The 25,084-nt window shown below is 65.2% G+C and carries 22 protein-coding genes; 6 read left to right on the top strand and 16 right to left on the bottom strand.

Going from position 1 to position 25,084, the window contains the following annotated elements:
• The first annotated feature begins 111 nt into the window (after positions 1-111).
• Both BFD71_RS18110 and BFD71_RS18105 read left to right on the top strand, forming a co-directional pair.
• Positions 112-1,278, top strand: coding sequence for a tetratricopeptide repeat protein (locus BFD71_RS18110; protein ID WP_069265670.1), 1,167 nt, complete (start codon positions 112-114; stop codon positions 1,276-1,278).
• A gap of 113 nt (positions 1,279-1,391) precedes the next feature.
• On the top strand, positions 1,392-2,882 hold the full coding sequence (locus tag BFD71_RS18105) for a flavin-containing monooxygenase (RefSeq protein ID WP_069265669.1): 1,491 nt from the start codon (positions 1,392-1,394) through the stop codon (positions 2,880-2,882).
• Here the strand turns inward: BFD71_RS18105 and BFD71_RS18100 are convergent.
• Together BFD71_RS18100 and BFD71_RS42185 are read right to left on the bottom strand one after the other, a co-directional pair.
• Positions 2,879-3,649, bottom strand: a complete 771-nt coding sequence (locus BFD71_RS18100; RefSeq protein WP_069265668.1) for a class I SAM-dependent methyltransferase — start codon at positions 3,647-3,649, stop codon at positions 2,879-2,881. The genes BFD71_RS18105 and BFD71_RS18100 overlap by 4 nt on opposite strands.
• A gap of 18 nt (positions 3,650-3,667) precedes the next feature.
• Positions 3,668-3,799, bottom strand: a complete 132-nt coding sequence (locus tag BFD71_RS42185; protein ID WP_256094777.1) for a hypothetical protein — start codon at positions 3,797-3,799, stop codon at positions 3,668-3,670.
• A 219-nt stretch (positions 3,800-4,018) separates the two neighbouring features.
• On the opposite strand from BFD71_RS42185, the gene BFD71_RS18095 reads away from it, so the two are divergent.
• Complete coding sequence (locus tag BFD71_RS18095) at positions 4,019-5,437, top strand: methyl-accepting chemotaxis protein (protein WP_069265667.1); 1,419 nt, start codon at positions 4,019-4,021, stop codon at positions 5,435-5,437.
• Positions 5,438-5,521: 84 nt separating this feature from the next.
• Here BFD71_RS18095 and BFD71_RS18090 read toward each other — a convergent pair whose 3' ends face one another.
• The 4 genes from BFD71_RS18090 to BFD71_RS18075 form a co-directional block, all read right to left on the bottom strand.
• Positions 5,522-6,340 (bottom strand): ABC transporter permease subunit, encoded by an 819-nt coding sequence (locus BFD71_RS18090; RefSeq protein WP_069265666.1) that lies wholly within the window; start codon positions 6,338-6,340, stop codon positions 5,522-5,524.
• Positions 6,337-7,272: an ABC transporter permease subunit gene (locus BFD71_RS18085; protein WP_069265665.1), complete on the bottom strand. Its 936-nt coding sequence runs from the start codon at positions 7,270-7,272 to the stop codon at positions 6,337-6,339. The genes BFD71_RS18090 and BFD71_RS18085 overlap by 4 nt, the downstream gene beginning before the upstream one ends.
• Positions 7,269-8,429 carry an ABC transporter ATP-binding protein gene (locus tag BFD71_RS18080; protein ID WP_069265664.1) on the bottom strand — a complete coding sequence of 387 codons (1,161 nt, stop codon included), beginning with the start codon at positions 8,427-8,429 and terminating at the stop codon, positions 7,269-7,271. Before BFD71_RS18080 ends, BFD71_RS18085 begins: the two co-directional genes overlap by 4 nt.
• A gap of 123 nt (positions 8,430-8,552) precedes the next feature.
• Positions 8,553-9,653 (bottom strand): polyamine ABC transporter substrate-binding protein, encoded by a 1,101-nt coding sequence (locus tag BFD71_RS18075; protein WP_069265663.1) that lies wholly within the window; start codon positions 9,651-9,653, stop codon positions 8,553-8,555.
• Positions 9,654-10,119: 466 nt separating this feature from the next.
• Here BFD71_RS18075 and BFD71_RS18070 point away from each other — a divergent pair, with 466 nt between their 5' ends.
• The gene (locus BFD71_RS18070; protein ID WP_069265662.1) at positions 10,120-10,323 is read left to right on the top strand and encodes a DUF1289 domain-containing protein; all 204 of its coding nucleotides are present in this window, start codon (positions 10,120-10,122) and stop codon (positions 10,321-10,323) included.
• A 60-nt stretch (positions 10,324-10,383) separates the two neighbouring features.
• On the opposite strand, the gene BFD71_RS18065 is transcribed toward BFD71_RS18070, so the two are convergent.
• The 5 genes from BFD71_RS18065 to BFD71_RS18045 all read right to left on the bottom strand — a co-directional run bounded on the left by BFD71_RS18065 (position 10,384) and on the right by BFD71_RS18045 (position 16,831).
• Positions 10,384-10,983, bottom strand: a complete 600-nt coding sequence (locus BFD71_RS18065) for an OmpW/AlkL family protein (RefSeq protein WP_069265661.1) — start codon at positions 10,981-10,983, stop codon at positions 10,384-10,386.
• A gap of 126 nt (positions 10,984-11,109) precedes the next feature.
• Positions 11,110-12,300, bottom strand: coding sequence for an NAD(P)H-dependent flavin oxidoreductase (locus tag BFD71_RS18060; RefSeq protein WP_069265660.1), 1,191 nt, complete (start codon positions 12,298-12,300; stop codon positions 11,110-11,112).
• A 165-nt stretch (positions 12,301-12,465) separates the two neighbouring features.
• Positions 12,466-13,899, bottom strand: a complete 1,434-nt coding sequence (locus tag BFD71_RS18055; protein WP_069265659.1) for an aldehyde dehydrogenase family protein — start codon at positions 13,897-13,899, stop codon at positions 12,466-12,468.
• Positions 13,900-14,140: 241 nt separating this feature from the next.
• Positions 14,141-15,733, bottom strand: a complete 1,593-nt coding sequence (locus tag BFD71_RS18050; protein ID WP_069265658.1) for an ABC-F family ATPase — start codon at positions 15,731-15,733, stop codon at positions 14,141-14,143.
• Between the two features lie 198 nt (positions 15,734-15,931).
• Positions 15,932-16,831 (bottom strand): NAD(P)-dependent oxidoreductase, encoded by a 900-nt coding sequence (locus BFD71_RS18045; RefSeq protein WP_069265744.1) that lies wholly within the window; start codon positions 16,829-16,831, stop codon positions 15,932-15,934.
• 189 nt (positions 16,832-17,020) lie between these two features.
• Here BFD71_RS18045 and BFD71_RS18040 point away from each other — a divergent pair, with 189 nt between their 5' ends.
• On the top strand, positions 17,021-17,230 hold the full coding sequence (locus BFD71_RS18040; RefSeq protein ID WP_069265657.1) for a dodecin: 210 nt from the start codon (positions 17,021-17,023) through the stop codon (positions 17,228-17,230).
• Positions 17,231-17,382: 152 nt separating this feature from the next.
• Here BFD71_RS18040 and BFD71_RS18035 read toward each other — a convergent pair whose 3' ends face one another.
• From BFD71_RS18035 to BFD71_RS18020, 4 genes are all read right to left on the bottom strand, one after another.
• Entirely contained in the window at positions 17,383-18,468 is a 1,086-nt protein-coding gene (locus BFD71_RS18035) for a BMP family ABC transporter substrate-binding protein (protein ID WP_069265656.1), read from the bottom strand.
• A 91-nt stretch (positions 18,469-18,559) separates the two neighbouring features.
• Positions 18,560-19,489, bottom strand: coding sequence for an ABC transporter permease (locus tag BFD71_RS18030; RefSeq protein ID WP_069265655.1), 930 nt, complete (start codon positions 19,487-19,489; stop codon positions 18,560-18,562).
• A gap of 39 nt (positions 19,490-19,528) precedes the next feature.
• The gene (locus BFD71_RS18025; protein ID WP_069265654.1) at positions 19,529-20,635 is read right to left on the bottom strand and encodes an ABC transporter permease; all 1,107 of its coding nucleotides are present in this window, start codon (positions 20,633-20,635) and stop codon (positions 19,529-19,531) included.
• A gap of 66 nt (positions 20,636-20,701) precedes the next feature.
• Positions 20,702-22,330 (bottom strand): ABC transporter ATP-binding protein, encoded by a 1,629-nt coding sequence (locus BFD71_RS18020; RefSeq protein WP_069265653.1) that lies wholly within the window; start codon positions 22,328-22,330, stop codon positions 20,702-20,704.
• A gap of 257 nt (positions 22,331-22,587) precedes the next feature.
• Between BFD71_RS18020 and BFD71_RS18015 the strand changes: the two genes are divergently transcribed.
• On the top strand, positions 22,588-23,520 hold the full coding sequence (locus tag BFD71_RS18015) for a LysR substrate-binding domain-containing protein (protein WP_069265652.1): 933 nt from the start codon (positions 22,588-22,590) through the stop codon (positions 23,518-23,520).
• Positions 23,521-23,586: 66 nt separating this feature from the next.
• Here BFD71_RS18015 and BFD71_RS18010 read toward each other — a convergent pair whose 3' ends face one another.
• Complete coding sequence (locus tag BFD71_RS18010) at positions 23,587-24,996, bottom strand: 8-oxoguanine deaminase (RefSeq protein ID WP_069265651.1); 1,410 nt, start codon at positions 24,994-24,996, stop codon at positions 23,587-23,589.
• Positions 24,997-25,084: the final 88 nt, after the last annotated feature.

Here is a 25,084-nt window from a genome sequence, read left to right as displayed (position 1 = left end):
ATGCGGCGCGGCATGATCCGTGCGGCCGATGGCAATCGGCAGGCGCGCGAGAGCGCCGCATCCCCGTATCGAATGCCATGGAGACGGGCGTCAATCCGCCCGGCCTGCAACATGAAAAAGTTTCTTGCCGCTGCCAGTATCGCCGTCGCGTCGCTCGCCTTTACGGGCGGCGTTGCGTTCGCCGTGCCGAGCGTGCAGCAGATCGAATCCGCGATGTCGCAGGGTGACTGGCAGCGCGCCGATTCCGGCCTGACCGAAGTCCTGCAGGCGCATCCGGACAACGCTCGCGCGCACTACCTCTACGCCCAGGTCCTCGACCGCGAAGGTCGTTACAGCGACGCGCTTACCCAGGTCGAGCAGGCGAAGTCGCTCGATCCGCAAATCCGCTTCACCCAGCCGCAACGTTTCGCGCAGGTCGAAGCGAAGATTCGTTCCGACGCTTCACGCGCCGGCAGTGTCAACACGAACAGCACGGGCAACCCGTTCACGCAGCAGCAGTTGGCCGCGCCCGCGCCACAGAAGCGAGGTCCTGGTATGGGCATGTGGATTGGTATCGCCATCTTGCTGGTCGGCATTGTGCTCGTGCTGCGCTGGACGCTGCGTCGCGCGAAGTCCACCGAAGACGCGAAGGCCGGCGACGACCGCCGCGACCAGCTCAAGCGCGCCACCGAGTTGCTCAACGGCGTGCGCTCGCTCAAGCTCGACGTGAAGCTCTCGACCGCGCCCGGTCACGAAGCGCTCGAAAAGGAAGTCGAAGGACTCGAAGCGCAGTTGCGCAGCCTCGTCGAAACGCTTTCGAACAGCGCGAATCCGCGACCGCCGTATGAGATCGAGGATCTCGAACGCCAGTTCGCGAGCCTCAAGGCGCGCGCCGAGGGCCGCGCCGATCCGAATGCGCAGCCTGCCGCGCCCGACTACGGCAGCAACTCTCCCTACGCGCGCGAAGCCGACGCCGCCTTCGGACGTCAGCCGCAGTATCCGCCTGCGCCGCCGCAGCAACCGCCGCAGGTCATCGTGCAGCAAGGCGGCGGTGGCATGGGCGGCATGGGTGGCCTGCTCACGGGCGTGCTGCTCGGCGAAGCCCTGAATCATGGCCGTGACCGCGTGATCGAGCGCGATGTGTATGTCGACGACGAGGGCCGCAGGGTTCAGCGCGACGGCAACAACGGCGGCGGCCTCGACTTCGGCCAGGGCTCGAACGACTGGGACGACGGCTCGGGCGGCGGCGGTGTCGATATGGGCAGCAACGACAGCTCGGACGACTGGAACAACTCCTGAACGCCTGAGGCTTGCCCAGCGCACGCCGCTAAAGCAACGACGGGCTCCTTCATGGAGCCCGTTTTGCATCGGCGCAAAATACGCAGCACACACACATAACGGCGGACGCACACATGGCCAATCAAGCGCTCGGCAACGGGGGCGCGCTGCGCATCGCCATCATCGGCAGCGGTTTTTCCGGCATCGGCATGGCGATCCGGCTGCGTCGCATGGGGGTGGATTCGTTCACGATCTATGAGGCCGCCGAAGGCCTCGGCGGCACCTGGCGCGACAACGCCTATCCGGGGGCCGCTTGCGATATTCCTTCGCACCTCTACTCATTTTCGTTCGAGCTGAATCCGGCGTGGACGCGCACCTTCGCGCCGCAGCATGAAATTCTCGACTACCTGCGCCATTGCGCGCACAAGTACGATGTCGAGCGCTTCATCGAATACCGTTCGCGCGTGCGCGCGGCGCGCTTCCTGGAGGCGCGCGGCGTCTGGCAGGTGGAGATCGAACGCGACGGCGCGAGCACGACGATCGAAGCCGATATGGTGATCGCCGCGAACGGTCCGCTCTCGCGCCCGGCGCTGCCGCATATCGCGGGCATCGAGCGCTTCGAAGGCACGCTCTTCCACTCGGCGCGCTGGGACCACGACTACGCGCTCGAAGGCAAGCGCATCGCCGTGATCGGCACCGGTGCGAGCGCGATCCAGTTCGTGCCGCATATCCAGCCGCGCGCGGCTCAGCTCACGGTGTTTCAGCGCACGCCGCCGTGGATCATGCCGCGGCGCGACCGCGCCATCAGCGAACGCTGGCGCTGGATTTATCGGCACATGCCGTTCGCGCAACGTGTGGCGCGCGCAAAGATTTACTGGCAGCACGAATCGCGCGCGGTCGGCTTCGCGGTCGAGCCGCGCCTGCTCAAGACGCCGACGAAGTTCGCGCTGAGCTACCTCGCGCACAAGGTGAAAAATCCCGAGCTGCGCGCGCGCCTCACGCCCGACTATCGGCTGGGCTGCAAGCGCGTGCTGCTGTCGAGCGACTACTACGCTGCCCTCGCGCAGCCCAACGTCGAGCTGGTGACCGACGCGATCCGCGAGGTCGTCGCCGATGGCATCGTCACCGCCGACGGTATGCATCGGCCCTACGACGCGATCGTGTGCGGCACGGGCTTCCAGGTCAACGATGTGGACGCGCCCTTCCAGGTGACGGGCGTGGGTGGCCAGGACCTCGGCGAGACGTGGCGGCGCGACGGCCCCGAGGCCTACCTCGGCGCGAGCGTCGCGGGCTTCCCGAATCTCTTTTTCGTGATCGGGCCGAACACGGCGCTCGGGCACAACTCGATGATCTACATGATCGAGTCGCATATCGCCTATATCGCGGCCTGCATCCGCGCGCTGCAGCGCTCGGGCGCCCGCACGATGGAGGTTCGCGCCGAGGCGCAGCAAAACTGGAACGCGCGCGTGCAGGCGCGCTTCGCGCGCACCGTGTGGCAGTCGGGCTGCCGCAGCTACTACCTCACGCAGGCGGGCAAGAACACCGCGCTGTGGCCTGGCTTCACGTTCATGTTCCGCCGCAAAACGCGCCGCGTGCGCACCGCCGACTACGCGTTCGAGCGCTAGATGCGCTGCGGCTGCCCCGCGTACACGCGCGTCTCGTAGGCGAAGTTGACGGTGCCGTCCTTTTGCGTGGCCTCGAACAGCTCGCGCAGCGCCGCGAGCATCGGCTCGTGGCGTTCGTCGCCCGCGCGCGGCGCGTATGACGACGACATCAGCCGTCCGCGCAGGCCATCGAAGTCGAGCAGTTGCGCGTTCGGGAACACGGTCTGATGCTCGAAGCCATCGCCGAACCAGTCGGCCATCGCGGCCGAGTCCGGATAGGTCTCGGCCACGCGCGCGTAGTCGGGGCAAAAACGCTGCAGGAGCGCCTCGTAGCCTGCCAAAAACGCCGAGCCCTCGAGCAGGCGGCTGTTCCAGAACAGCACGATCTTGCCGCGCGGCTTGAGGATGCGCGCGAATTCGCGCTGCGTGTCGGTCTTGTGGAACCAGTGAAACGCCTGTGCGGCGCTCACGAGATCCACGCTCGCGTCTTCGAGCGTCGTCGCCTCCGCCGTGCCCGCCACGCTGCGATAGCCTTGATAGCCGCCTAGCAGTTCGTCCGCCGCGGCGCGCATGGCCGCGTTCGGCTCGACTGCCGTGACAGGATGACCCGCGTCGAGAAAGAGCTTCGTGGAGAGGCCCGTACCCGCGCCGATGTCGGCCACGGGCGCGCCCGGCGCGATGCCGCACTCCACATGCACGAAAGTCGCCACTTCGCGCGGATAGGTCGGCCGGAATTTCACGTAATCTGCGACCCGGTCGGTGAAACGCCGGGTGGAATCGTCGATCATCGTCTGCCCTTTTGTCGTTCAACCGCCGCCGCCGAGGAGCTTCACCAGCTCCCAGAGGAAGCGCAACACCATCACGATCAGCTCCCAGAGCTGGATCAGCTGCTGCCAGAGCGCGAGCGGCGCGCTCCCGCCGAAAATCGCTTCTATCATCTTGCTCCCGTCGCGACGCCCCTTTGCCCCTCTTTTCCGGCTTTCGGAGCGCCCGAGTTCCCGATCATAGCGCCAGGCGCCACCCCTGCGCTCAAGTCGCCGTATTACGCGCCGTAAACCAGTTCAGAAAGCCCGGCGATCGAACCTGCCGACGACCGGGCCTGCAGGTTTGGGCAGTTGTCCGCAGCTTTCATGGCGCACCGGGAAAGGAGACACCCGATGGCACGTTTGCGTTTGTTGGGCCTGCGCGGTCGCCGCGCGGGGAAATCCGCCGGCGTCGTCGGCGACATTGCCGCACATGCCGGCAGGCTCGGTATCGAGATCTGCGACGTGGCGGGCCATGTCGACGAAGTCGCCGCGCGCGTGCAGCGTCAGACCGACGTCTGCCACGCCCTGCGCGAGTCGGCGGCCCACACCCTCGCCGGCAACCATCAGATCGCCACGGCGGCCCGCGCCATGCGCGAGCTGAGCACCGGCACCGCCGCCACCGTGCAGCAGTCGCAGCAGACCATCGAGGAGTCGCTTGCCGACATTCACGGTCTCGTGGAGAGCGTCACCGTCATCGAGACGCAGATCCGGGCGCTCAAAAGCGCGCTCGCGCATGTCTCGAAGGTCTCCGAGGAAATCTCCCTGATCGCGCGGCAAACCCAGCTTCTCGCGCTCAACGCGGCCATCGAAGCGGCGCGCGCGGGCGAGTCCGGCAAGAGCTTCGCCGTGGTCGCGGCCGAGGTGAAAAACCTCTCCGCCAAGACGGCGCAGGCCACCGGCCAGATCGAGCAGACGCTCGGACAACTCACGCAGCAGACCGAGCAACTCATCGCCGAGGGCACCGCCAACACCGAACGCGCGCATCGCGTGCGCGAGGGCACGCACACGATCGGCGAGGCCGTGCACAGCACCGGCCAGGCGATCATGCAACTCGACGAGCACGCCGGCCAGATCGCCCAGCTCACGGGCGAGATCGAAACGAAATGCGACGGGCTCGAAAGCCAGGTGGGCGAAATGGTCGCGGGCGTCGAAGATTCGGGGCGCAACTTCGTGCAGGCGAAGGATCAGCTCGGCAAGCTGCTCGAGGTCTCGGAAACGCTCATCGAGCTGTCCGCCGCAACCGGCGTGGAAACCGACGACACCCGCTTCATCGAGACAGTGCAGCGCGCCGCCGCCCAGGTGAGCAAGCTGTTCGAAGGCGCGCTCGCGCGCGGCGAGATCGGCGAAGCGGATCTGTTCGACAGCGTCTACGCGCCGGTGCCGAACACGAACCCGCAGCAGCATATGACACGCTTTACGGCCTTCACGGACCGCGTGCTGCCCCCGGTCCTCGAACCGCTGCTCACGTTCGACGAACGCGTCGCCTTCTGTGTCGCGATCGATCCGCGCGGCTACATACCGACGCACAATCGCAAGTTCTCGCATCCGCAGGGCGCCGACCCGGTGTGGAACGCCGCGAACTGCCGCAATCATCGAATATTCAACGACCGCGCGGGCCGCGCGGCCGGCTCGCATACCAAGCCCTTCCTGCTGCAAACCTATCGTCGCGACATGGGCGGCGGCACGTTCGTGATGATGAAGGACGCCTCCGCGCCGATCTTCGTGAACGGGCGACACTGGGGCGGGTTTCGTATGGGATACCGGCTGTAAGGACTGCGCCGAATAAAGCAAACGGCGCGCGGACATGACTGCCCGCGCGCCGTCTATTGCAGGCGCTTCGAAGCGCGGCGGCGCTCAGACCGCCATCGCCATCCGCTTGCGCTCCGCGCGCTGCATGAAGTAGTTGCCGGCAATCACGCCCACCGTCACGACCGCGATGAAGAGCGTCGCGAGCGCGTTCATCTCCGGGTTCAGGCCAAGGCGTACGCGCGAGAACACCACGAGCGGCAAGGTGGTCGAGCCCGGGCCCGAGAGGAACGCCGAGAGCACCAGATCGTCGATCGACAGCGTGAACGACAGCAGCCAGCCTGCCGCAAGCGCCTGCGAGATGAGCGGTAATGTGATCTGGAAGAATACCTTGAACGGCGTTGCGCCAAGGTCCAAGGCCGCTTCTTCGAGCGACGGGTTCAGCTCGCGCACGCGCGACTGCACGATGATGGCGACGTACGAAATGCACAGCATGACGTGGCCGATCCAGATCGTGAACACACCGCGCCCCGCGGGCCAGCCGATCAGCTTGCCCATTTCCACGAACAGCAGCAGCAGCGAAATGCCCTGGATCACTTCGGGAATCACGAGCGGCGCATTGATCATGCCCGAGAAGAGCGTGAAGCCGCGAAAGCGCCCCATGCGCGCGAGCACGAAGCCCGCCCACGTGCCGATGAACACCGAGGCGAACGCTGTCATCAGCGCAATGCGCAGCGAGAGCCACGCGGCGGTGATCAACTCGTCGTCGGTGATGAGCGCCTGATACCAGCGCGTGGAAAAGCGCGTCCACACCGTCACGAGTTGCGACTCGTTGAACGAGTAGACGACGAGGCTCAGGATCGGAATGTAGAGGAACGCGAAGCCGAGGCCGAGCGCGATGAACTGCAGAACGCGATTCGGTTTCATTTGCCGCGGCCCTCCAGTTCCTTCGCCTGATAGTGCTGGAACAGCGCCATCGGCACGAGCAGCAGGAGCACCATCGCGCAGGTCACCGCGGAGGCCATCGGCCAGTCGGCATTGTCGAAGAACTCGTTCCACATGACGCGGCCGATCATCAGCGTGTTCGCGCCGCCGAGCAGCTCAGGAATCACGTACTCGCCCACCGCCGGAATGAACACGAGCAGGCAGCCGGCGATGATGCCGTTCTTCGAGAGCGGCAGCGTGATCTCCACGAACGCGCGCCACGGCTTCGCGCCGAGGTCGTAGGCGGCTTCGAGCAGCGTGAGGTCCATCTTCACGAGGTGCGCATAGAGCGGCATCACGAGAAACGGCAGATACGAATACACCATGCCGATGTAGACGGCCGTGTTCGTGTGATACAGCTCGATGGGCGAATGGATGATGCCGATCGACATCAGGAAATTGTTCAGCAGTCCGTTGTTCTTCAGGATGCCGATCCATGCGTACACGCGGATCAGGAACGACGTCCAGAACGGCAGCATCACGGCCATCATGAGGATGTTGCGCGAGGCCGGATTCGAGCGCGCAATGTAATACGCCATCGGATAACCGATGATGAGGCATAGCAGCGTCGAAATCGCGGCCACCACGACCGAATTCACGTAGGTCGCGAAGTACAGGCTGTCCTGGAACAGGAACGCGTAGTGCGAAAGGTCGAGCGAGATATGCCAGATGCCATCCGCGAACGACGTCAGTTCCGTGTACGGCGGAATGCCGAGTTGCTGGTCGGCGAAGCTGATCTTCACCACCAGGATGAACGGCACGAGGAAGAACAGCAGCAGCCAGATGAACGGGCCCGCCACGACGGCCGTACGCCCGGTCAGGTTGAAGCGTTTCGCCGGCCAGTTCAGGGTGCTGCGCAAAGTCGTCGCGCTCATGACGTCAGTACCACACCGGCGGAAGCGCTCCAGCGCACGTAGACTTCGTCTTCCCAGGTGGGCGAATCGATCTCGGAGAGCGCGAGGCTCGACATGTTCGCGATCACCGTTTTGCCCGAATCGAGCTTGACGTGATAGAGCGAGTAGCCGCCCATGTAGGCGATGTTCTTCACTACGCCCTTGCCCCAGTTGAACACGCCCTCGGGCGGCTTGCGCGTGAGCGCGATACGCTCCGGGCGCACCGAGATCGTCACAGGCATGCCGAGCGGCCCGGTGATGCCGTGGTTCACGTAGAGGCGCACCGGCAGCTCGGGGCACTCGACGAATACATGGTCGGGCTCGTCCTCGACCACGTTGCCATCGAAAAGATTGGTCGAGCCGATGAACTCCGCCGAGAAGCGGCTGTTCGGGAATTCGTAGACCTGGTTGGGCGTGCCGAGCTGGACGATCTCGCCTTCGCTCATCACCGCGAGGCGCCCCGCCATCGTCATCGCTTCTTCCTGGTCGTGCGTGACCATGATGCAGGTGACGCCGACCTTGTCCAGAATGTTGACGAGTTCGATTTGCGTGCGCTGGCGAATCTGCTTGTCTAGCGCCGACATCGGCTCGTCGAGCAGGAGCAGCTTGGGGCGCTTCACGAGCGAACGCGCGAGCGCCACGCGCTGCTGCTGGCCGCCCGAGAGCTGATGTGGCTTGCGCCTGGCAAAGCGCGTCATCTGCACGAGTTCGAGCGCGTTGGCCACCCGGTCCTTGAGCTCGCCCTTCTTCACGCCTTCCTGGCGCAGCCCGAAGCCCACGTTCGACTCCACCGTCATGTGCGGAAAGAGCGCGTACGACTGGAACATCATGTTGACCGGGCGGCGGTACGGCGGCATCGACGCGAGATCCTCGCCGTCGATCATGATCTTGCCCGAGGTCACGGTCTCGAGACCCGCGAGCATGCGCAGCAAGGTGGACTTGCCGCAGCCCGAGCTGCCGAGCAGCGCGAACAGCTCGCCCTTCTTCACCGACAGATTGACGCCCTTCACGGCGGTCGTCTCGCCGAACTTCTTGACGACATCGACGATCTGCACGAAGTTGTCCGCGGCCGAATCTGCCGCGGTGAAGCCCGAAGGCAGCGAGCCGGCGGATGCCGGCGCGCTCGACTGGTCACTCATGATTCTCTCTGCCCTGCCTGTTTCTGCGTGAATGCTGGACGGGGTTGACGAACAAAGCCCCCGGCATCGTGCCGAGGGCTCGGGGTAAAACGGGATCGAATTTCAACCGCGGCTGCGAGCGCGTCAGCGGCCCGACTTGAACTCGGTCCACAGACGCGTCTGCAGGCGCTGGATCTCAGGCGGCAGCGGCTTGAGCAGGAACAGCGTCTTCAGGACTTCGGGCGGCGGGTACACGGCCGGGTCGTTGGCGATGTCCTTGTCCACGTACTTGCGTGCTTCCGCGTTCGCACTCGGGTAGTAGACCGCATTCGTGATCGCTGCGTGGACCTGCGGCGTCTCGATGTAGTTGATCCACTCGTGCGCGGCTTCCTTGTGCTGAGCATCCTTCGGGATGGTCATCACGTCAAACCAGATCGGCGCGCCGCCCTTCGGGATGTAGTACTCGATCTTGTAGGGCTTCTTCGCGTCGATGGCGCGGTGCTTGGCAATCACGACGTCGCCCGACCAGCCGTACGCGAAGCAGATGTCGCCGCCCACGAGGTCGTTGATATAGCCCGACGAGTTGAACTGCGTGATGTACGGACGGATCTTTTTCATCATCGCGAGCGCGGCGCGATAATCGTCCGGGTTCGTCGAGAGCGGGTCCTTGCCGATGTAGTGCAGCGCGGCCGCGAACATCTGGTCCGGCGCGTCGAGCACGGACACGCCGCAGGCCTTCAGCTTCGAGATGTTCTCGGGCTTGAAGAGGATGTCCCAGTTGTCGAGCGGTACATTCTTGCCGAGGATCTGCTGCGCCTTCGTGACGTTATAGGCGAGACCCGTCGTGCCGTACGCCCAGGGCACCGCATACTTGTTGCCCGGATCCGCGCCGGCGACGAGCGCCATCAGCTGCGGATCGAGGTACTTGAGGTTGGGGATCTTCGACTTGTCGAGCGGCGCGAAAATGCCGGCGGCGATCTGCTTGCCTGCGTAATTGCTGGTCGGCACGACGATGTCATAGCCCGAGTTGCCAGCGAGCAGCTTGGCCTGGAGCGTGTCATCGCTGTCGTAGTTGTCGTACTTGACCTGAACGCCAGTCCGCTTGGTGAAGTTCGGAATCGTGTCCTTGGCGATGTAATCGGACCAGTTGTACACGTTCAGCTGCGTGTCCTTCGCCACTGACGTCATCCACGGCGCCGCGCACAGTGCGAGCGCGGCCAGTTGCGCCACAACCCCTTTCTTCATCCCGTTCTCCGATCCTGACCGGCTCCGGCCGGCCGCCTGCCTCGCTTCGTGCCGTGCTCCGTTTCACCTGTGCACGGCTCCCCTGACTTTCCCAGAACCTACCATCAAACCCGCCCGGCAAGAAATAAAACGCGGGCGTGTCGCACAAACGGAACATGAGCCCTGGAAGGCCGGCAAGCCGTGCGCGGACGGTAAATCGCGCGCAATTTTAGCCGTTTCACGGGCCGTGTCCACAAAAAACCGCTTCGGTGGCGCATGCGCGCGACGCCCGGCTGCCAGCGGGACGCGGCGGCGCCCTTCACCTTGCTATCGCCTTGCAGCGGCCTGGCCGATTCATCACGCATCGCACATCGCCGCCGCTCGCCTGGAGGTGCGGGCGGCCGCCCCGCGCCGTATCGGTTAACATAGCGGCGTTCCGTACCGAAGCCGGCGCGCGCGATGCCCGGCCACGCCCCAAGGTTCTTCAATGGCATCCAATCTCCACGACCTCCCCGACAGCCCGTGCATCGGTGTGTGTTCGACACTCTTCGACGACGTCTGCAAAGGTTGCGGGCGCACCGCCGTGGAAGTTTCCAACTGGGTATTTCTGAGCGACGAAGAAAAGCGCGCCGTGTGGGAGCGCATCGAGCGCGACGGCACCGCCATGCGCTTCCAGAAAGACCGCGCCTGAACGCGGATAAAAAAACGCCGGGCAAGCCGGCGTTCGAAAAAGCGGTGATGAGGCGACCGATCAGAACTTCATGCCGACGCCCAGACCCACCACGAGCGGATCGATATGCAGCGTGCCGAGAGAGGTGCCGCCCAGCGACGCGTCGGTGTGCATCCAGATCTTCTTGATATCCGCGTTCACGAAGATGCGCTTCGTCACCTGGAAGTCGATACCGAACTGCAGCGCCGGGCCCCAGCTGTGGTTGTCGATCGAAACCGATTGGCCGCCCGCGTGCAGACCGTTGTTGTAGAACAGCGTGTAGTTGATACCCGCGCCCACGTACGGCCGCACCCTGCCCGCGTTGTTGAAGTGATACTGCAGGAGCAGCGTTGGCGGCAGCACGCCCACGCCGCCGAGTGCACCGATATTCGACGTCACCTGGTTGCGCGACGTGCCGAGAATCAGCTCGACGCCGATGTTGTTGGTCGCCATATAGGTGAAGTCGACCTCGGGCACGATGGCGTTGTTCACGTCCGCGCCAAGCGCGCCGAGCGTACCGCTGCCGCGCGCGTCCGGCGCGATTTCGATCGCGCGCAGGCGCACCAGCCAGTCGCCCGCGTAAATGCCCGAGTCGGGCGAACCGGCCGCGCTGGCCGGCACTGCCAGAAAGACCGCGCCCATGGTGAGCGCGGCAGTTGCTGCTGCCTTTCTAATTGCTTTATACATCGTTGATCCCCGTGTCTGTAGGTCTAGCCTTGAAGGCCCACAAATTGTCAGAGACGGGGTCTGGCGCCGTTTTGATACGTGTCAAGCCAGTGCGAAGGCTGCGCGCCGTGCGACCGCAGGTCGCGCAGCGCCGGTCAGCAGCAACTCCAGCAGGTCGCGGACGCTGCGGATTGCATTGCCGAACGGCAACGCTTCACGCCCGCGGAAGAACAAGCCGTTCGCGACGTCGCCACGCAACGCCGCGGCAAGGCGCGTGTCGATGCAGAAGTGGCCGAACTTCTCGATGCCGTCGCGCAGCCCGCAGGCCGAAAGACATTCGAGACCGGTTGGGCAAGCAAGCTTGAGCGAGCCGATCTTGGCGCGAATGCGCGACTCGTTGCGCAAGTAACGTTCGAGCCACGGCGTTTTCACTGCGCGTGCGGGCAGCCCCGTCACACTCACGAACTCGACGATGTCTTCAGGCTTCGCTTCGGCGAGCACGCGCTTGAAGTCGGGGTGCGCGTCGCCCTCCTCGGTCACGGCGAACGGCGTGCCGACCTGCACGCCGTTCGCGCCCGCCTCGAGCCATTTGCGCACGGCCTCGTGGCTGTTGACGCCGCCCGCCACGACGAGCGGCACGTCACGCCGCGAAATGCCGAGCGTGGCATAGACGCCTTCGAGTTCCTCGAATATCTTCGTGAAGGCGAAGCGCTCGTTGCCCATGTCGGCGATGTCGGTCACGCCGAGGTGGCCGCCCGCGTAGGCCGGATGCTCGATCACGATGGCGTCGGGCAGGCGACCCTTCTTCATCCACTTCTTGAGCACGAGCGCGACGCCGCGTGCGTCCGACAGGATCGGCACGAGCGCGATTTCCACGCTCGCCGTGAGGTCGGGCAGATCCAGCGGCAGGCCCGCGCCCATGACGATGGCGTCGGCGCCGTGCTCGCACGCGGCGCGCACGTAGTCGGCATGGGCGTTCACCGCCTTCATGACGTTCACGGCGATCATGCCGTTGCCGCCCGCAAGCTTGCGTGCCGCCGCGATTTCGCGGCCGAGCGCGACGAGGTTCGCGCGTGCGAGCGTTTCGTGCCGCGGGTCCGCGCGGCACATGTCCATGAGGTCGCTGTGATGATGGCGCAGGTCGATGCTCGCAATCGTGCCGAGCGCGCCTTCACGCGCCACACTGCCGGCCAGCCGGTGTGCCGAAATGCCGACACCCATGCCGCCCTGCACGACGGGCAGGAGTTGACGACCGCGAATCTGGAGGGGAGCGAAGGAGTGGCCAGGAAACATGTTGTGCTCTGTCGATGACAAAGCGCTTATGGTCGCGCGTACCCCATATATGACATTGACGCACATCAAACAAAAACGCGGACTTCAGCAAAGAAGTCCGCGTTCATGACTTGCATCAACACGTCGTATTAAAAGATTTGCGATAGCGCGCGACGAGATGCCTCATCAGCCCTTCGGCACCTTGAACTGCATCGACTTGTATTCGAGGTATTCCTCGAGGCCATACGCGCCGTTTTCGCGGCCGTGTCCCGACTGTTTGAAGCCGCCGAAGGGTGCGGCCATGTTCCAGGCGCCGCCGTTGATGTCGATCTGGCCCGTACGGATACGGCGTGCCACGCGCATCGCGCGCTCGTCGCTGCCGGCCCAGACCGCGCCGCCGAGGCCATAGAGCGAGTCGTTGGCGATCGCGACGGCGTCGTCTTCGTCCTTCGCCGTGAGGATCGTCAGCACCGGGCCGAAGATCTCTTCCTGCGCGATGGCCGCGTCGCGCGGCACGCGGCCGAACACGGTCGGTTTCACGAAGAAGCCCTGCGTCACGCCTTCCGGCATGCCGGGGCCGCCCGTCACGAGTTCGGCGCCGTCGGCCATGCCGCGCTCGATGTAGTGCAGCACGCGCTCCTGCTGCACTTTCGAGGCGAGCGGGCCGAGCTTCGCTTTGTCGTCGCGCGGGTCGCCCACCTTGAACGCCTCGGCGGCCTGCTTCGCGAGGTCTCGCGCTTCTTCGTAGCGCGACTCCGGCACGATCATGCGCGTGTGGGCCGAACAGGTCTGCCCCGAGTTGAGGAAGCACGCGCCCACCGTGCCTTTCACGGCAGCCGCGAAGTCGGCGTCATCGAGCACGACGGAGGCCGATTTTCCGCCCAGCTCCAGCGCGACGCGCTTGACCGTGGCCGACGCGACTTCCGACACACGTTTGCCCGCACGCGTCGAACCGGTGAACGACACCATGTCGACGTCCGGATGGCGCGCGAGCAGCTCGCCCACCACGGGACCGTAGCCCGTCACGAGATTGAACACGCCCGCGGGCAGGCCGGCGTCATGGATGGCCTCGGCGAGCACGAATGCGTTCAGCGGCGCGACCTCGGAGGGCTTGAGCACGACGGTGCAGCCGGCGGCGAGCGCGGCGGCGACTTTGAGCGTGATCTGGTTGAGCGGATAGTTCCACGGCGTGATAGCCGCGACGACGCCCACCGGTTCGCGCACGACGAGCGAGTTGCCCACGCGCTCCTCGTACTGGAACTCGCTTGCGAGCTGCGCGTAAGCGCCCCAGTTGTAGACCGGGCCGCCCACCTGAATGGCACGCGCGAGCTTGAGCGGCATACCCACTTCGCCTGCGATCAGCTGCGCGAGTTCGTCGGTGCGGGCCTTGAGATTGTCGGCAATTTTTTGCAGATACGCCCCGCGCTCGGCGGCGGGCGTCGCGGCCCAACCATCGAAGGCGGCGCGTGCTGCGGCGACGGCCGCTTCGGCATCGGCTTCGACGCCCTCGGGGATGCGGCCCATCACCGCCTCGGTGCCCGAATCGATCACGTCGATCGTGCCCTTGCCGTGCGGGGCGACCCATTGGCCGTTGATGTAGAACTGCGTGTAGTCGTTCATCTACTTGTCTCCTGTCTGTCGATGGCGGCTTGCGCTTTAGCGCTTACTGCCATCCCATGCAAAGCTCTGTGTTCGTTCGCGATTTCATCGCGGCGCTCGCCGCGGCGACAGTGCATTCTAGCGTGGTTGACGCATACGTAAAGCGGGCGCGCCGTAGGCTAAGGCACGCAGGCCAAAAACAAAACGGGCGACGCTCACGCGCCGCCCGTTTTCATTTCACGCCTCGATCAGCGATCGAAATTCATTGCAGCCCCTGGCTCACCAGGAAGTCTTCGTAGTTGCCGCTGTAGTCCTTGACCGTGCCATCGGTTTTCACCTCGATGATGCGGTTGGCCAGGCCGTTCACGAACTCGCGGTCGTGCGACACGAAAATAAGCGTGCCTTCGAACTTTTCGAGCGCGATCTGCAACGACTCGATCGATTCCATGTCCATGTGGTTGGTCGGCTCGTCCATGAGCAGCACGTTGTGGCGGCCGAGCATCAGCTTGCCCCAGATCATGCGACCCTTCTCGCCACCCGACAGCACCTTCACCGACTTCCTGATGTCGTCCGCATTGAAGAGCAGACGGCCCAGCGTGCCGCGCACCGACTGCTCGTCGTCGCCTTCCTGGCGGTACTGGTCGATCCAGTCCATCAGCGTCACGTCGGCCGGAAACTCTTCGTACGTGTCCTGCGGCATGTAGCCGACGTTCGCATTCTCCGCCCACTTTACCGAGCCGTTGTCGACGGCCAGATTGCCGAGCAGCGAACGCAGCAGCGTGGTCTTGCCCGCGCCGTTCTCGCCGATGATCGCGATGCGCTCGCCCGGCTGCACGCTGATGCTGAGCTTGTTGAAGATGCGGCGCTCGTACGTCTTCGTGATCTCTTCCGCGACCACGACGATGTTGTGCAGCTTCTTCTCGAATTCGAAGCGGATGAACGGGTTCTGGCGCGACGAGGGCTTGAAGTCCTCGATCTTGATCTTGTCGATCATCTTCAGGCGGCTGGTGGCCTGGCGTGCCTTCGACTTGTTCGCCGAGAAGCGGCGCACGAAGTCCTGCAGGTCGGCCACGCGCTCCTTCGCCTTCTGGTTCGCGGCCTGCTGACGCTCGCGCGCCTGCGTCGACGCCAGCATGTAGTCGTCGTAATTGCCCGGCCAGACCTTCAGCGTGCCGTAGTCCATGTCTGCCATGTGCGTGCAGACCTGGTTCAGGAAGTGTCGATCGTGGGAGATGATGATCATGGTCGAGTTGTACTCGTTCAGAACATCTTCCAGCCAGCGGATCGAATTGATGTCGAGGTTGTTGGTCGGTTCGTCGAGCAGCAGCACGTCCGGCTTCGAGAACAGCGCCTGCGCGAGCAGCACGCGCAGCTTCCAGCCCGGCGCCACGCCGCTCATCGGGCCGTTGTGGAATTCCGTGCCGATGCCGATGCCGAGCAGCAGTTCGCCCGCGCGCGCTTCGGCCGTGTAACCGTCGTACTCGGCGAACTTCGCTTCGAGCTCGGCGGCGTGCATGTAGTCGTCGTCGGTGGCTTCGGGGTTTGCGTAGATCGCGTCGCGCTCGCTCATCGCGGCCCACATTTCGGTGTGGCCCATCATGACGACGTCGAGCACGCGCACGTCTTCGTACGCGAACTGGTCCTGACGCAGCTTGCCCAGACGCACGTTCGGCTCGAGGATGACGTTGCCCGAACTCTGCTCGAGATCCCCACCGAGGATCTTCATGAACGTGGATTTGCCGCAACCGTTCGCGCCGATCAGGCCATAGCGGTTGCCTTCGCCGAATTTGACCGAGATGTTCTCGAACAAGGGCTTCGGCCCGAATTGCATGGTGATGTTGGCGGTAGAGAGCACAGCGCGTCCCGGAAAGTAGATCGACGAAAAACCTGTAATTTTAGCAGGTTATGCCACTTCGCGCGCGAGTTCCAGCCGCGCGGACAGCCTTGCTCCGCGCAGCATGACACGGCAGGAAGTGAGCAATGTGAAGGCCGCCATGCACGCCGGTTACAACGGGGCCGCATCGCTCGCGAGGCCTGCCGGTGCCTGATCAGGTCACGCTTCGCCGCTGCGCGGTGTCTGCAGCACGTCGATGAAGCCCGAAAAATCGGCCTGCTCGAGGCCCATGGCTGCCGCGAGACGCAGCAATTGCTGGACCGTGCCCGAGACGGGCATAGGCGTGCCGGTCTGAGCGGCCGCGGCGGCGATCGTGTCCACGTCTTTCTGGAACGTTTTGAGCGTGCCGATGGATTCGAACCCGTCTTGCGTCATACGCGGCACGAACGTGCGCAGCAACGTCGAATCGGCCCAGCCGCCCGCGAGCGCCTCGGGCAGCTTCGCCGCCTCGATGCCGCTGCGCCGCGCGAGGCTCACCGCTTCGGCAATTGCGGCGACCGTAGCCGTGACGATGGCCTGGTTGCACAGCTTGGTGGTCTGACCCGCGCCCACGCCACCCATATGGGTCACGCGCGCCGCGTAGGCGCCGAGGATCGGCGTAACGGCTTCGACGTCGGCCGCTGCGCCGCCCGCCATGATCGCCAGCGTGCCGTTTTGCGCGCCCGCCACGCCGCCCGACACCGGCGCGTCGATCCAACCCACGCCGAAAGCCGCCGCGCGCTCCGCGAGCCTGCGCGTCGCGTCGGGAGGAATGCTCGAATGATCGACGATGCGACGCACGCGCACGCTCGCGCCGGGCGTACCGGCCAAAAGCCCGTGTTCGCCGAACACCACCTGCTCGACCGCCGCCGCGTCGGCGACGCACAGCAACACCACGTCAGCCTCGCGCGCGAGCTCGCCAGGCGTCGCGGCCACCTGCGCGCCGTCGGCGATCAGCGCCTGCGCCTTCGCCGGCGAGCGGTTCCACACGCGCACTGCATGCCCGGCGCGCAGCAAGTGACGGATCATCGGCGCGCCCATCAGCCCCGGTCCGCAAAAACCCAACACCTGCCCGTCCATTTTCTCCGTCTCCTGTCGATCGCCGTTGCGCATTCCCGCCTGCAAAACGGGCACGTCGAATGCTCGTTTTCGGGCGAGGCGTCATGATAACTGGCGCCGGGCTTCTCTCATCTTTGCCCTTGCGCCCCGGTCCGTTACCTATACTCGATTGACGCGCCGACGCCGCGCGACCCACGAGGAGACTCTGCCATGAACGACCACGTCTACAAGCAGATCGAACTTACCGGCTCGTCGAAGGTGTCCAGCGACGACGCCATTCGTTGCGCCATCGCGCGGGCATCGAAGACGTTGCGCTACCTGCACTGGTTCGAGGTCGTGGAAACGCGCGGCCTGATCGAAAACGATCAGGTCTCGCACTGGCAGGTCACGATCAAGGTCGGCATACGCATCGACGACTGACGCGGCGCTGCGTTGCGCTGCTAGAACGTCAAACGGCTGCGCGCGCCTCTCAGCGCTACACGCAGCCGCTTCGCGTACGCACGGCGAAATCGTACGAGGAATGCAACTCGCACCCGCGCCGTGCAGGACGGGCGAGCGCGCCCGGCATATGCCTATTTCGGCAGCGAGCCGTCCACGCCTTCGACGTACCAGTTCAGGCGTTGCAGTTCCGGGTCGGTCAGCGTCTTGCCGGCCGGAACCTTGACTGCGCCCGTCTGATCCTTGATCGGGCCCGTGAAGACGTCCCACTTGCCGCTCGCGATCTGTTCTCGCTTCGCGGCGACCGCCTTTTGCGCGTCTGCCGGGAGCTCGGACGTGTTGACGTCGCCGAGATCGACGGCCTTTTGCGGAATGCCCCACCACACGGGGTCGTTCTTCCACTTGCCATCGAGCACCTGCTGGATCGCCGCGACGTAGTACACGCCCCAGTTCGCCTCGACCGAGCCCAGGTGCGCGTGCGGGCCGAACTTCTTCATGTTCGAATCCCAGCCGAACGCGTGGACCTTCTTCTCTTCGGCGGTGGCGAGCGTCGCGCTCGAATCGGTGTTTTGCAGCAGCACGTCGGCGCCCTGGCCGATCAGCGTTTCGGCGGCCTGCTTCTCCTTGCCCGGATCGAACCAGCTGTTGATCCAGATGACCTTGGTATGCACCTTCGGATTCACCGAGCGCGCGCCGAGCGTGTACGCGTTGATGTTGCGCACGACTTCGGGAATCGGCACCGAGGCGACGAAACCGAGCGTGTTGGTCTTCGTCGCGTAACCCGCGGCGACGCCCGCGAGATACGCGCCCTGATACATGCGCACGTCATAGGTGCCGAAGTTCGGCGCCTTCTTGTAGCCCGTCGCGTGCAGGAACACGGTGTCCGGGAAATCCTTCGCCACCTTGAGCTGGAAGTCCTGGTAACCGAAGCTCGTGCCGAAGATGATCTTGTTGCCCTTGTTCGCGAGATCGCGGAACACGCGCTCCGAGTCCGCCGACTCCGGCACGTTTTCCACGCGCGTGATCTTGATCTTGTTGCCGAACTTCTGCTCGGCGACCTTCGAGCCCTGATCGTGCGCGAAGGTCCAGCCGGCATCGCCCGGATTGCCGAGATAGACGAACGCGACGCCCGGCGCGTCGGCGGCGTGGGCCACGGGCGCGAGGGCCGCCGTGCCGCACGTGGCGGCGACGGCGAAAGCGGTCAGGATGGTTTTTTTCATCGTGGATCTCCTGTCGTGAATGGGGAACTGCGAGCGTTCAAGGCGTTTTGGTTAGTATTCCCGATAGATTGCCCGTCTTAAGCAACCGCACCTATGCGGCCCCAAAGAACGACTTGCCGAGCGAAGCCGGCGCGTTCAGGCGGATCGTGTTCGGGTTGCGCGAAATGAGCACGAGCACGACGATCGTCGCGACGTACGGCAGCATGGCGAGGAACTGCGTGGGCACCGGCACGCCCACGGCCTGCGCATAGAACTGCGCGCCCGTGACCGCGCCGAAGAGCAGCGCGCCGATCAGGAGGCGGCCCGGGCGCCACGTCGCAAACACGACGAGCGCGAGCGCGATCCAGCCGCGCCCTGCGGTGATCTGCTCCTGCCACAGATGCAGTTGCACCACGGAGTAGTAGCTGCCCGCGAGGCCCGCCATCGCGCCGCCGAAGGCGGTCGCGCCATAGCGCACGCCGATCACGGGAAAGCCCACCGAATGCGCGACCTGCGGCGACTCCCCGACCGAGCGCAGCACGAGCCCGGCGCGCGTGCGATAGAGGAACCAGCCGACTACGGCGAACATGATGAACGCGAGGTAGTCGACAGGCGTGAGGCTGAAGAACGCCTGTCCGACCACGGGCAGTTGCGAGAGCCCCGGAATCGGCCAGGCCGCGATGGTCGCCGAAGTCGCGGCCGAGGTGTACGGCTTGCCGACATACGCCGAGAGCCCGACGCCGAAGATCGTGAGCGAGAGGCCCGTGGCGACCTGGTTGGCGAGCATGGTGAGCACGAGAAAGCCGAACAGCAACGACATCGCAATGCCGGCGGCCATACCCGCAACGAGGCCGAGCCATGGGTTGCCGGTGATGGTGGTGACCGCGTAGCCCGTGACGGCGCCCATCAGCATCATGCCTTCCACGCCGAGGTTGAGCACGCCCGACTTCTCCGTGACGAGTTCGCCCACGCCCGCGAACATGAGCGGGATGGCGGCGGTGACGGCGCTCGAGGCGAGCGAGCTGGCTTGCTGGATATCCATGTCGTGTGGCCCGTTTGATTGTTCTCTGGCTTGCGCTGGTCAGTTCGCAACCGCGACCGGATGACGGCGGCGCACGCGATAGTTCACGAAGAGGTCCGCGCCGAGCAGGCAGAACAGCAGCAGCCCCTGGAACACGCCGGACAGCGCCTGCGGCAATTGCAGCGATGTCTGCACGGCTTCGCCGCCCAGGTAGAGCAGCGCCATCAAGAGGCTCGCGAGCACGATGCCGACCGGATGCAGACGCCCCACGAACACGACGATGATCGCCGTGAAGCCGTAGCCCGGCGACCAGGTCGCCTGCAGCTGACCGATGGGACCGGCAATCTCGCCCATGCCCGCGAGGCCGGCGAGGCCGCCGGAAAGCAGCAGCGAGGTCCAGATCGTCTTCTTCTCGGAGAAGCCCGCATAGCGCGCAGCGAGCGGCGCGAGGCCGCCCACGCTCATGCGATAGCCCGCAAAGCTGCGGCGCATGAAGAGCCACACGAGCGGAATGGCCGCGAGCGTCAGGAAGATCGATGCGTTCAGGCGCGTGCCGCGCAGCCAGTGGATGCGCCAGTCGCCGCCGAAGGTCGGATAGAGCGCGTCGCCGCTGAACATTTCGGAGAGCGGAAAGTTCATGCCCTGCGGGTCGCGCCACGGACCGCTCACGAGCCAGATCAGTAGCTGCGTGGCGACGTAGGTGAGCATCAGGCTCGTGAGGATCTCGTTGGTGTTGAAGCGGCTCTTGAGCCACGCGGGAATTGCCGCCCACGCCATGCCGCCCAGCACGCCCGCGAACATCATCAGGAACAGGATCCACCAGCCCGTGGCCTGATCGAAATAGATCGCCACGCCGCTCGCCGCGATGCCGCCCAGCACCATCTGCCCTTCCGCGCCGATGTTCCACACGTTGGCGCGATACCCCGCCGCGAGACCGAGCGCGATCAGGCATAGCGGCGAGGCCTTGAGCAGGAGCTCGGACCAGCCGTTGATGCTCGACAGCGGTTCGATGAAGAACGCGTGCATCGCCTGCAAGGGATCGCGGCCCACGAGGCCGAAGATCAGGAAGCCGATGGCGAGCGTGAGCAGCGCCGCGATGAGCGGCACGGCGATGCGCACCGTGCGCGACGGCGTCGTGCGGGCTTCGAGTCGGTACGGGAAGATCATGGTCGTGAAGTCGGTGGTCGGTCTCTGGTGGTCGATGTGCTTTAGCGCGTTGTTATGTGTCGCCGATCATGCGTTCGCCACGGTCTGCGCGGGCGGCTCGCCGTCGGGCCTGCCGCCGCCGTCTCCGCGATCCGCGCGCTCGCCGAAGAGCCCCGCCATCCAGCGGCCGATTTCCTCGGCGTTCGTCTCGCCGGTCAAACGCGCGGGCGAAAGGCGTCCGCCCGCGAGCACGGCAATGCGGTCGCAGATGTCGAAAAGCTCTTCCAGTTCTTCCGAGATCACGAGTATCGCCACACCGCGCGCCGAAAGATCGAGCAACTGCTGGCGAATGAATGCGGCCGCGCCCACGTCCACGCCCCAGGTGGGTTGCGCGACCACGAGCACCTTCGGCGCCTGGAGAATCTCGCGCCCCACGATGTACTTCTGCAGGTTGCCGCCCGAGAGGCTTTGCGCGAGCGCATCCGGGCCGCCGCAGCGCACATCGAACGCGCCGATGCAGCGCTCGGCGAACGCGCGCATCGCGCCCGTCCTGAGCCAACCCGAGCGCACCATGCCTTCGCGGTGTGCCGTGAGCAAGGCGTTTTCGGCAAGCGACATGGCCGGGACCGCGCCGCGCCCAAGGCGTTCCTCCGGCACGAAAGCGAAGCCGAGCTTTCGGCGCGCCCCAGCCGAAAGGCGTCCCGAGGCCTTGCCGCAAATCCTGACGGCATCGGCGCTCACCCCGTGACGGGCCGCTTGCGCCTCGCCCGAGAGCGCGGCGAGCAGTTCCGCCTGGCCGTTGCCCGAGACGCCGGCGATACCGAGTATCTCGCCCGCATGCACGCCGAACGAAACGTCGTTGAGCGAGGTGCCGAACGGATCGTCGCTCGGCATCGACAGATGCCGTGCTTCGAGCAGCACGTCGCCGGGCGCGTGTGCGCGCCGCGTGTAGTCGGGCAGTTCGCGCCCGACCATCAGCCGCGCGAGCGACGCATGCGTTTCTTCGCGCGGAATGACGCGGCCCGTGACCTTGCCGCCGCGCAGCACGGTGGCCGTGTCGCAAAGCTCCTGGATTTCGTCGAGCTTGTGGCTGATATAGAGAATGCTGCAGCCTTCGGAAGCGAGACGCCGCAGCGTGCCGAACAGCTTGCGCACCGCTTGCGGCGTGAGCACCGAAGTCGGTTCGTCCATGATCAACAAACGCGGATTCTGCAGCAGGCAGCGCACGATCTCCACGCGCTGACGCTCGCCCACCGTGAGGCTATGCACGTGGCGCTGCGGATCGACATCGAGGCCGTATTGCGCCGACACCTCGCGAATGCGTTTGCCGAGCGTTTTCAGGTCGAACGGTTCGTCGAGCGAGAGCGCGATGTTCTCGCCGACCGTAAGCGTTTCGAACAACGAAAAATGCTGGAACACCATGCCGATGCCGAGTTTGCGCGCCCCAGCCGGACTCGCGATTTCGACGGCGTGGCCTTCCCAGCGGATCTCGCCCGCGTCGGGCCGCACCGCGCCGTAGACGATCTTCATGAGCGTGCTCTTGCCCGCGCCGTTCTCGCCGAGCAAGGCGTGGATTTCGCCCGGCGCGACCGAGAGCGTGACATCGTCGTTCGCGCGCACCGCCGGGTACTGCTTCGTGATGCCGGCAAGCGCGAGGCGCGGCACATCGCTGCCGTTTTGCCCAAGCGTTGCCTGACGAGAAGAAGAATCACCCATGGAGGTTCCGCCGTTGTACGTAATTGCTGTTCGTTAACCCGATTGACGCTGGCCGCCGTGCGGGGGTGACGATACCTGTTAGCCCTGCGAAGGTCGAGCCGTCAAAATTCGCTGTTGCCTCGCTGCACGGGGCTGGCCGGCATAACCCCGGCGCGAGCCTCGGGGTAAGCCTCGCTTGACGCCACTTTTTGTCCATATTAAAAACGATATACCCCCAAGCCTCATCGATCAGCCAGAACATATAATTCGGAGAATTCATGAGTCAGCAACGCGAGGCGATCGACACGTACCTCTTGCGCGTCTTGCACACGCTTCTGATGGAGCGCAGCGTGACACGCGCAGCCGTCAAGCTCAATCAGTCCCAGCCCGCAATCAGCGCGGCGCTTCGGCGCCTGCGCGACATCACCGGCGACCCGCTGCTCGTGCGCGGCAAGTCCGGCATGGTGCCGACCGAGTACGGCCTGCGCCTGCTCGAGCCCGTGCAGAACGCACTGCGCGAGATCGAGCGCATCCGCTTCCAGCAGCACAATTTCGATCCGGCCACCTCTATCCGTTGCTATCGGATTGGCTGTCCTGACTATTTGAACGTCCTGTTCGTGCCGACCGTGGTCGAGCGCTTCCGCCTGGCCGCGCCCAACGCCACGCTCGAGTTTCACTCGCTCGGGCCTGCGTTCGACTACGAGCTCGCGCTCGAGGAAGGCAAGCTCGATATCGTCATCGGCAACTGGCCCGAGCCGCCCGAACAACTGCACCTGTCGAACCTGTTCGTCGACCAGATCGTCTGCCTGATGAGCAACTCGCACCCGTTCGCCAAGCGCGGCGGGCTCACGCTCGACCAGTATCTGAACGCGCCGCATCTCGCGCCCACGCCCTACTCCGTGGGCCAGCGCGGCGCCATCGACGTGCACCTCGCGCGCGAGCGCCTCAAGCGCCACGTGGTCGTCACGCTGCCGTACTTCAATCTCGCGCCCTACGTGCTCGTGAAGTCGGACCTGGTCTTCACGACCACGCGCCTGTTCGCCGACCACTATGCGCGCTTCCTGCCGCTCACGGTCGTACCCGCGCCGCTCGACTTCCCGCCGATGCAGTACTACCAGTTGTGGCACGAACGCTGTCATTACTCGGACGAAGTACGCTGGTTACGCAGCCTCATCGCCGAAGCGACGAAGACGCTGATCGACAAGCCTTGAGCAGCACGGCCGCACGCTGCTGCGGCCGCCTGAACTTTCAATACGTCCATGCGTGGCGCGCTTGCCTCAGCGCGCCATCTGCACGAGTTGCGCCGCGAGCCGGTTATGCCGCTCGATGACCGGCCCAAGCTCCACCGTCTGCAACACGCCGTCCTTCACGACCACGCGCCCGCCGATCACGCTCAGCGCGACCTGCGAGGGTGCGCAGAAGACGAGCGCAGCAACAGGATCGTGCAGCGCACCCGCGAAAAGCGGCTGGCGCAGGTCGAACGCCACGAAGTCCGCCGCCATGCCGGGTGCAAGCGCGCCGATGTCGTCGCGGCCCAGCACCTGCGCGCCGCCCAGCGTCGCGATTTCGAGCGCTTCGCGCGCCGTCATGGCATCCGGCCCGAAGCCCACGCGCGCGAGCAGCATGGCCTGCCGCGCCTCGGCCACCATCTGCGCGCCGTCGTTCGACGCCGAACCATCCACGCCGAGCCCGACCGGTACGCCGGCGAGCCGCATCTTCTTCACGGGCGCGATGCCGGAGGCGAGCCGCATATTCGAGCACGGGCAATGCGCGACGCCGGTGCCGGTCCGGCCGAACAAACCGATGCCGTGATCGTCGAGCTGTACGCAGTGCGCATGCCAGACGTCGCGGCCCACCCAGCCCAGGTCCTCCGCATATTCGGCGGGCGTCATACCGAACTTTTCGCGGCTGTAAGCAATGTCGTTGGCGTTCTCGGCGAGATGCGTGTGCATCGACACGCCGTAGTGCCGTGCGAGCACCGCCGATTCGCGCATCAGGTCGCGGCTCACCGAAAAGGGCGAGCACGGCGCCACGACGACGCGCAGCATCGCGTACCGGCCCTCGTCGTGATACGTCTCGATGAGGCGCTGCGTGTCGGCGAGAATCGCGTCCTCGCGCTCGACCACGGAATCGGGCGGCAAGCCGCCGTCCTTCTGGCCGACGCTCATGCTGCCGCGACTTGCATGAAAGCGCATGCCGATGCGCTGCGCCGCGCGGATGCTGTCGTCGAGGCTGCTGCCGTTCGGATAGATGTACAGATGATCGCTGGACGTCGTGCAACCCGAGAGCAGCAGCTCCGCCATCGCGGTGAGCGTGGAGACCTCGATCATCTCGGGCGTGAGGTTCGCCCATACCTTGTAGAGGCTGGTGAGCCAGCCGAACAGTTCGGCGTCCTGCGCGGCGGGCACGGCGCGCGTGAGGCTCTGGTACATGTGGTGGTGTGTGTTGACGAGCCCCGGCGTCACGAGGTGGCCGCTGGCGTCGATCACCTCGTCGGCCGTGGCGGGCAGGTCGGCCGTCGGGCCGACCGCGACGATGCGGTTGCCTTCGACGTAGAGCCCGCCGCCGCGAATCTCGCGACGCGCGCCGTCCATCGTCACCAGCATGTCGGCGTTTTTCACCAGCAATGTCTTGCCGGGCTTTTGTGGGTCTTGCGGGTTTTGCCGCTGTGCGAGAGTGGGTTCCATCGTCCTTGTTCGCTCCGTTGTCGTGCCGCCACGAGCCCTGGCTTTTCGTTCGGACTCGCGCACGGCACGTGAACCAGACGCCCTCGCC

It is taken from the genome of Paraburkholderia nodosa, assembly GCF_001718195.1.
In the GTDB taxonomy this organism is placed as follows: domain Bacteria; phylum Pseudomonadota; class Gammaproteobacteria; order Burkholderiales; family Burkholderiaceae; genus Paraburkholderia; species Paraburkholderia nodosa_A.
Note: the sequence above shows the minus strand (reverse complement) of the source record. Positions and strands in the feature narration are given on the sequence as shown.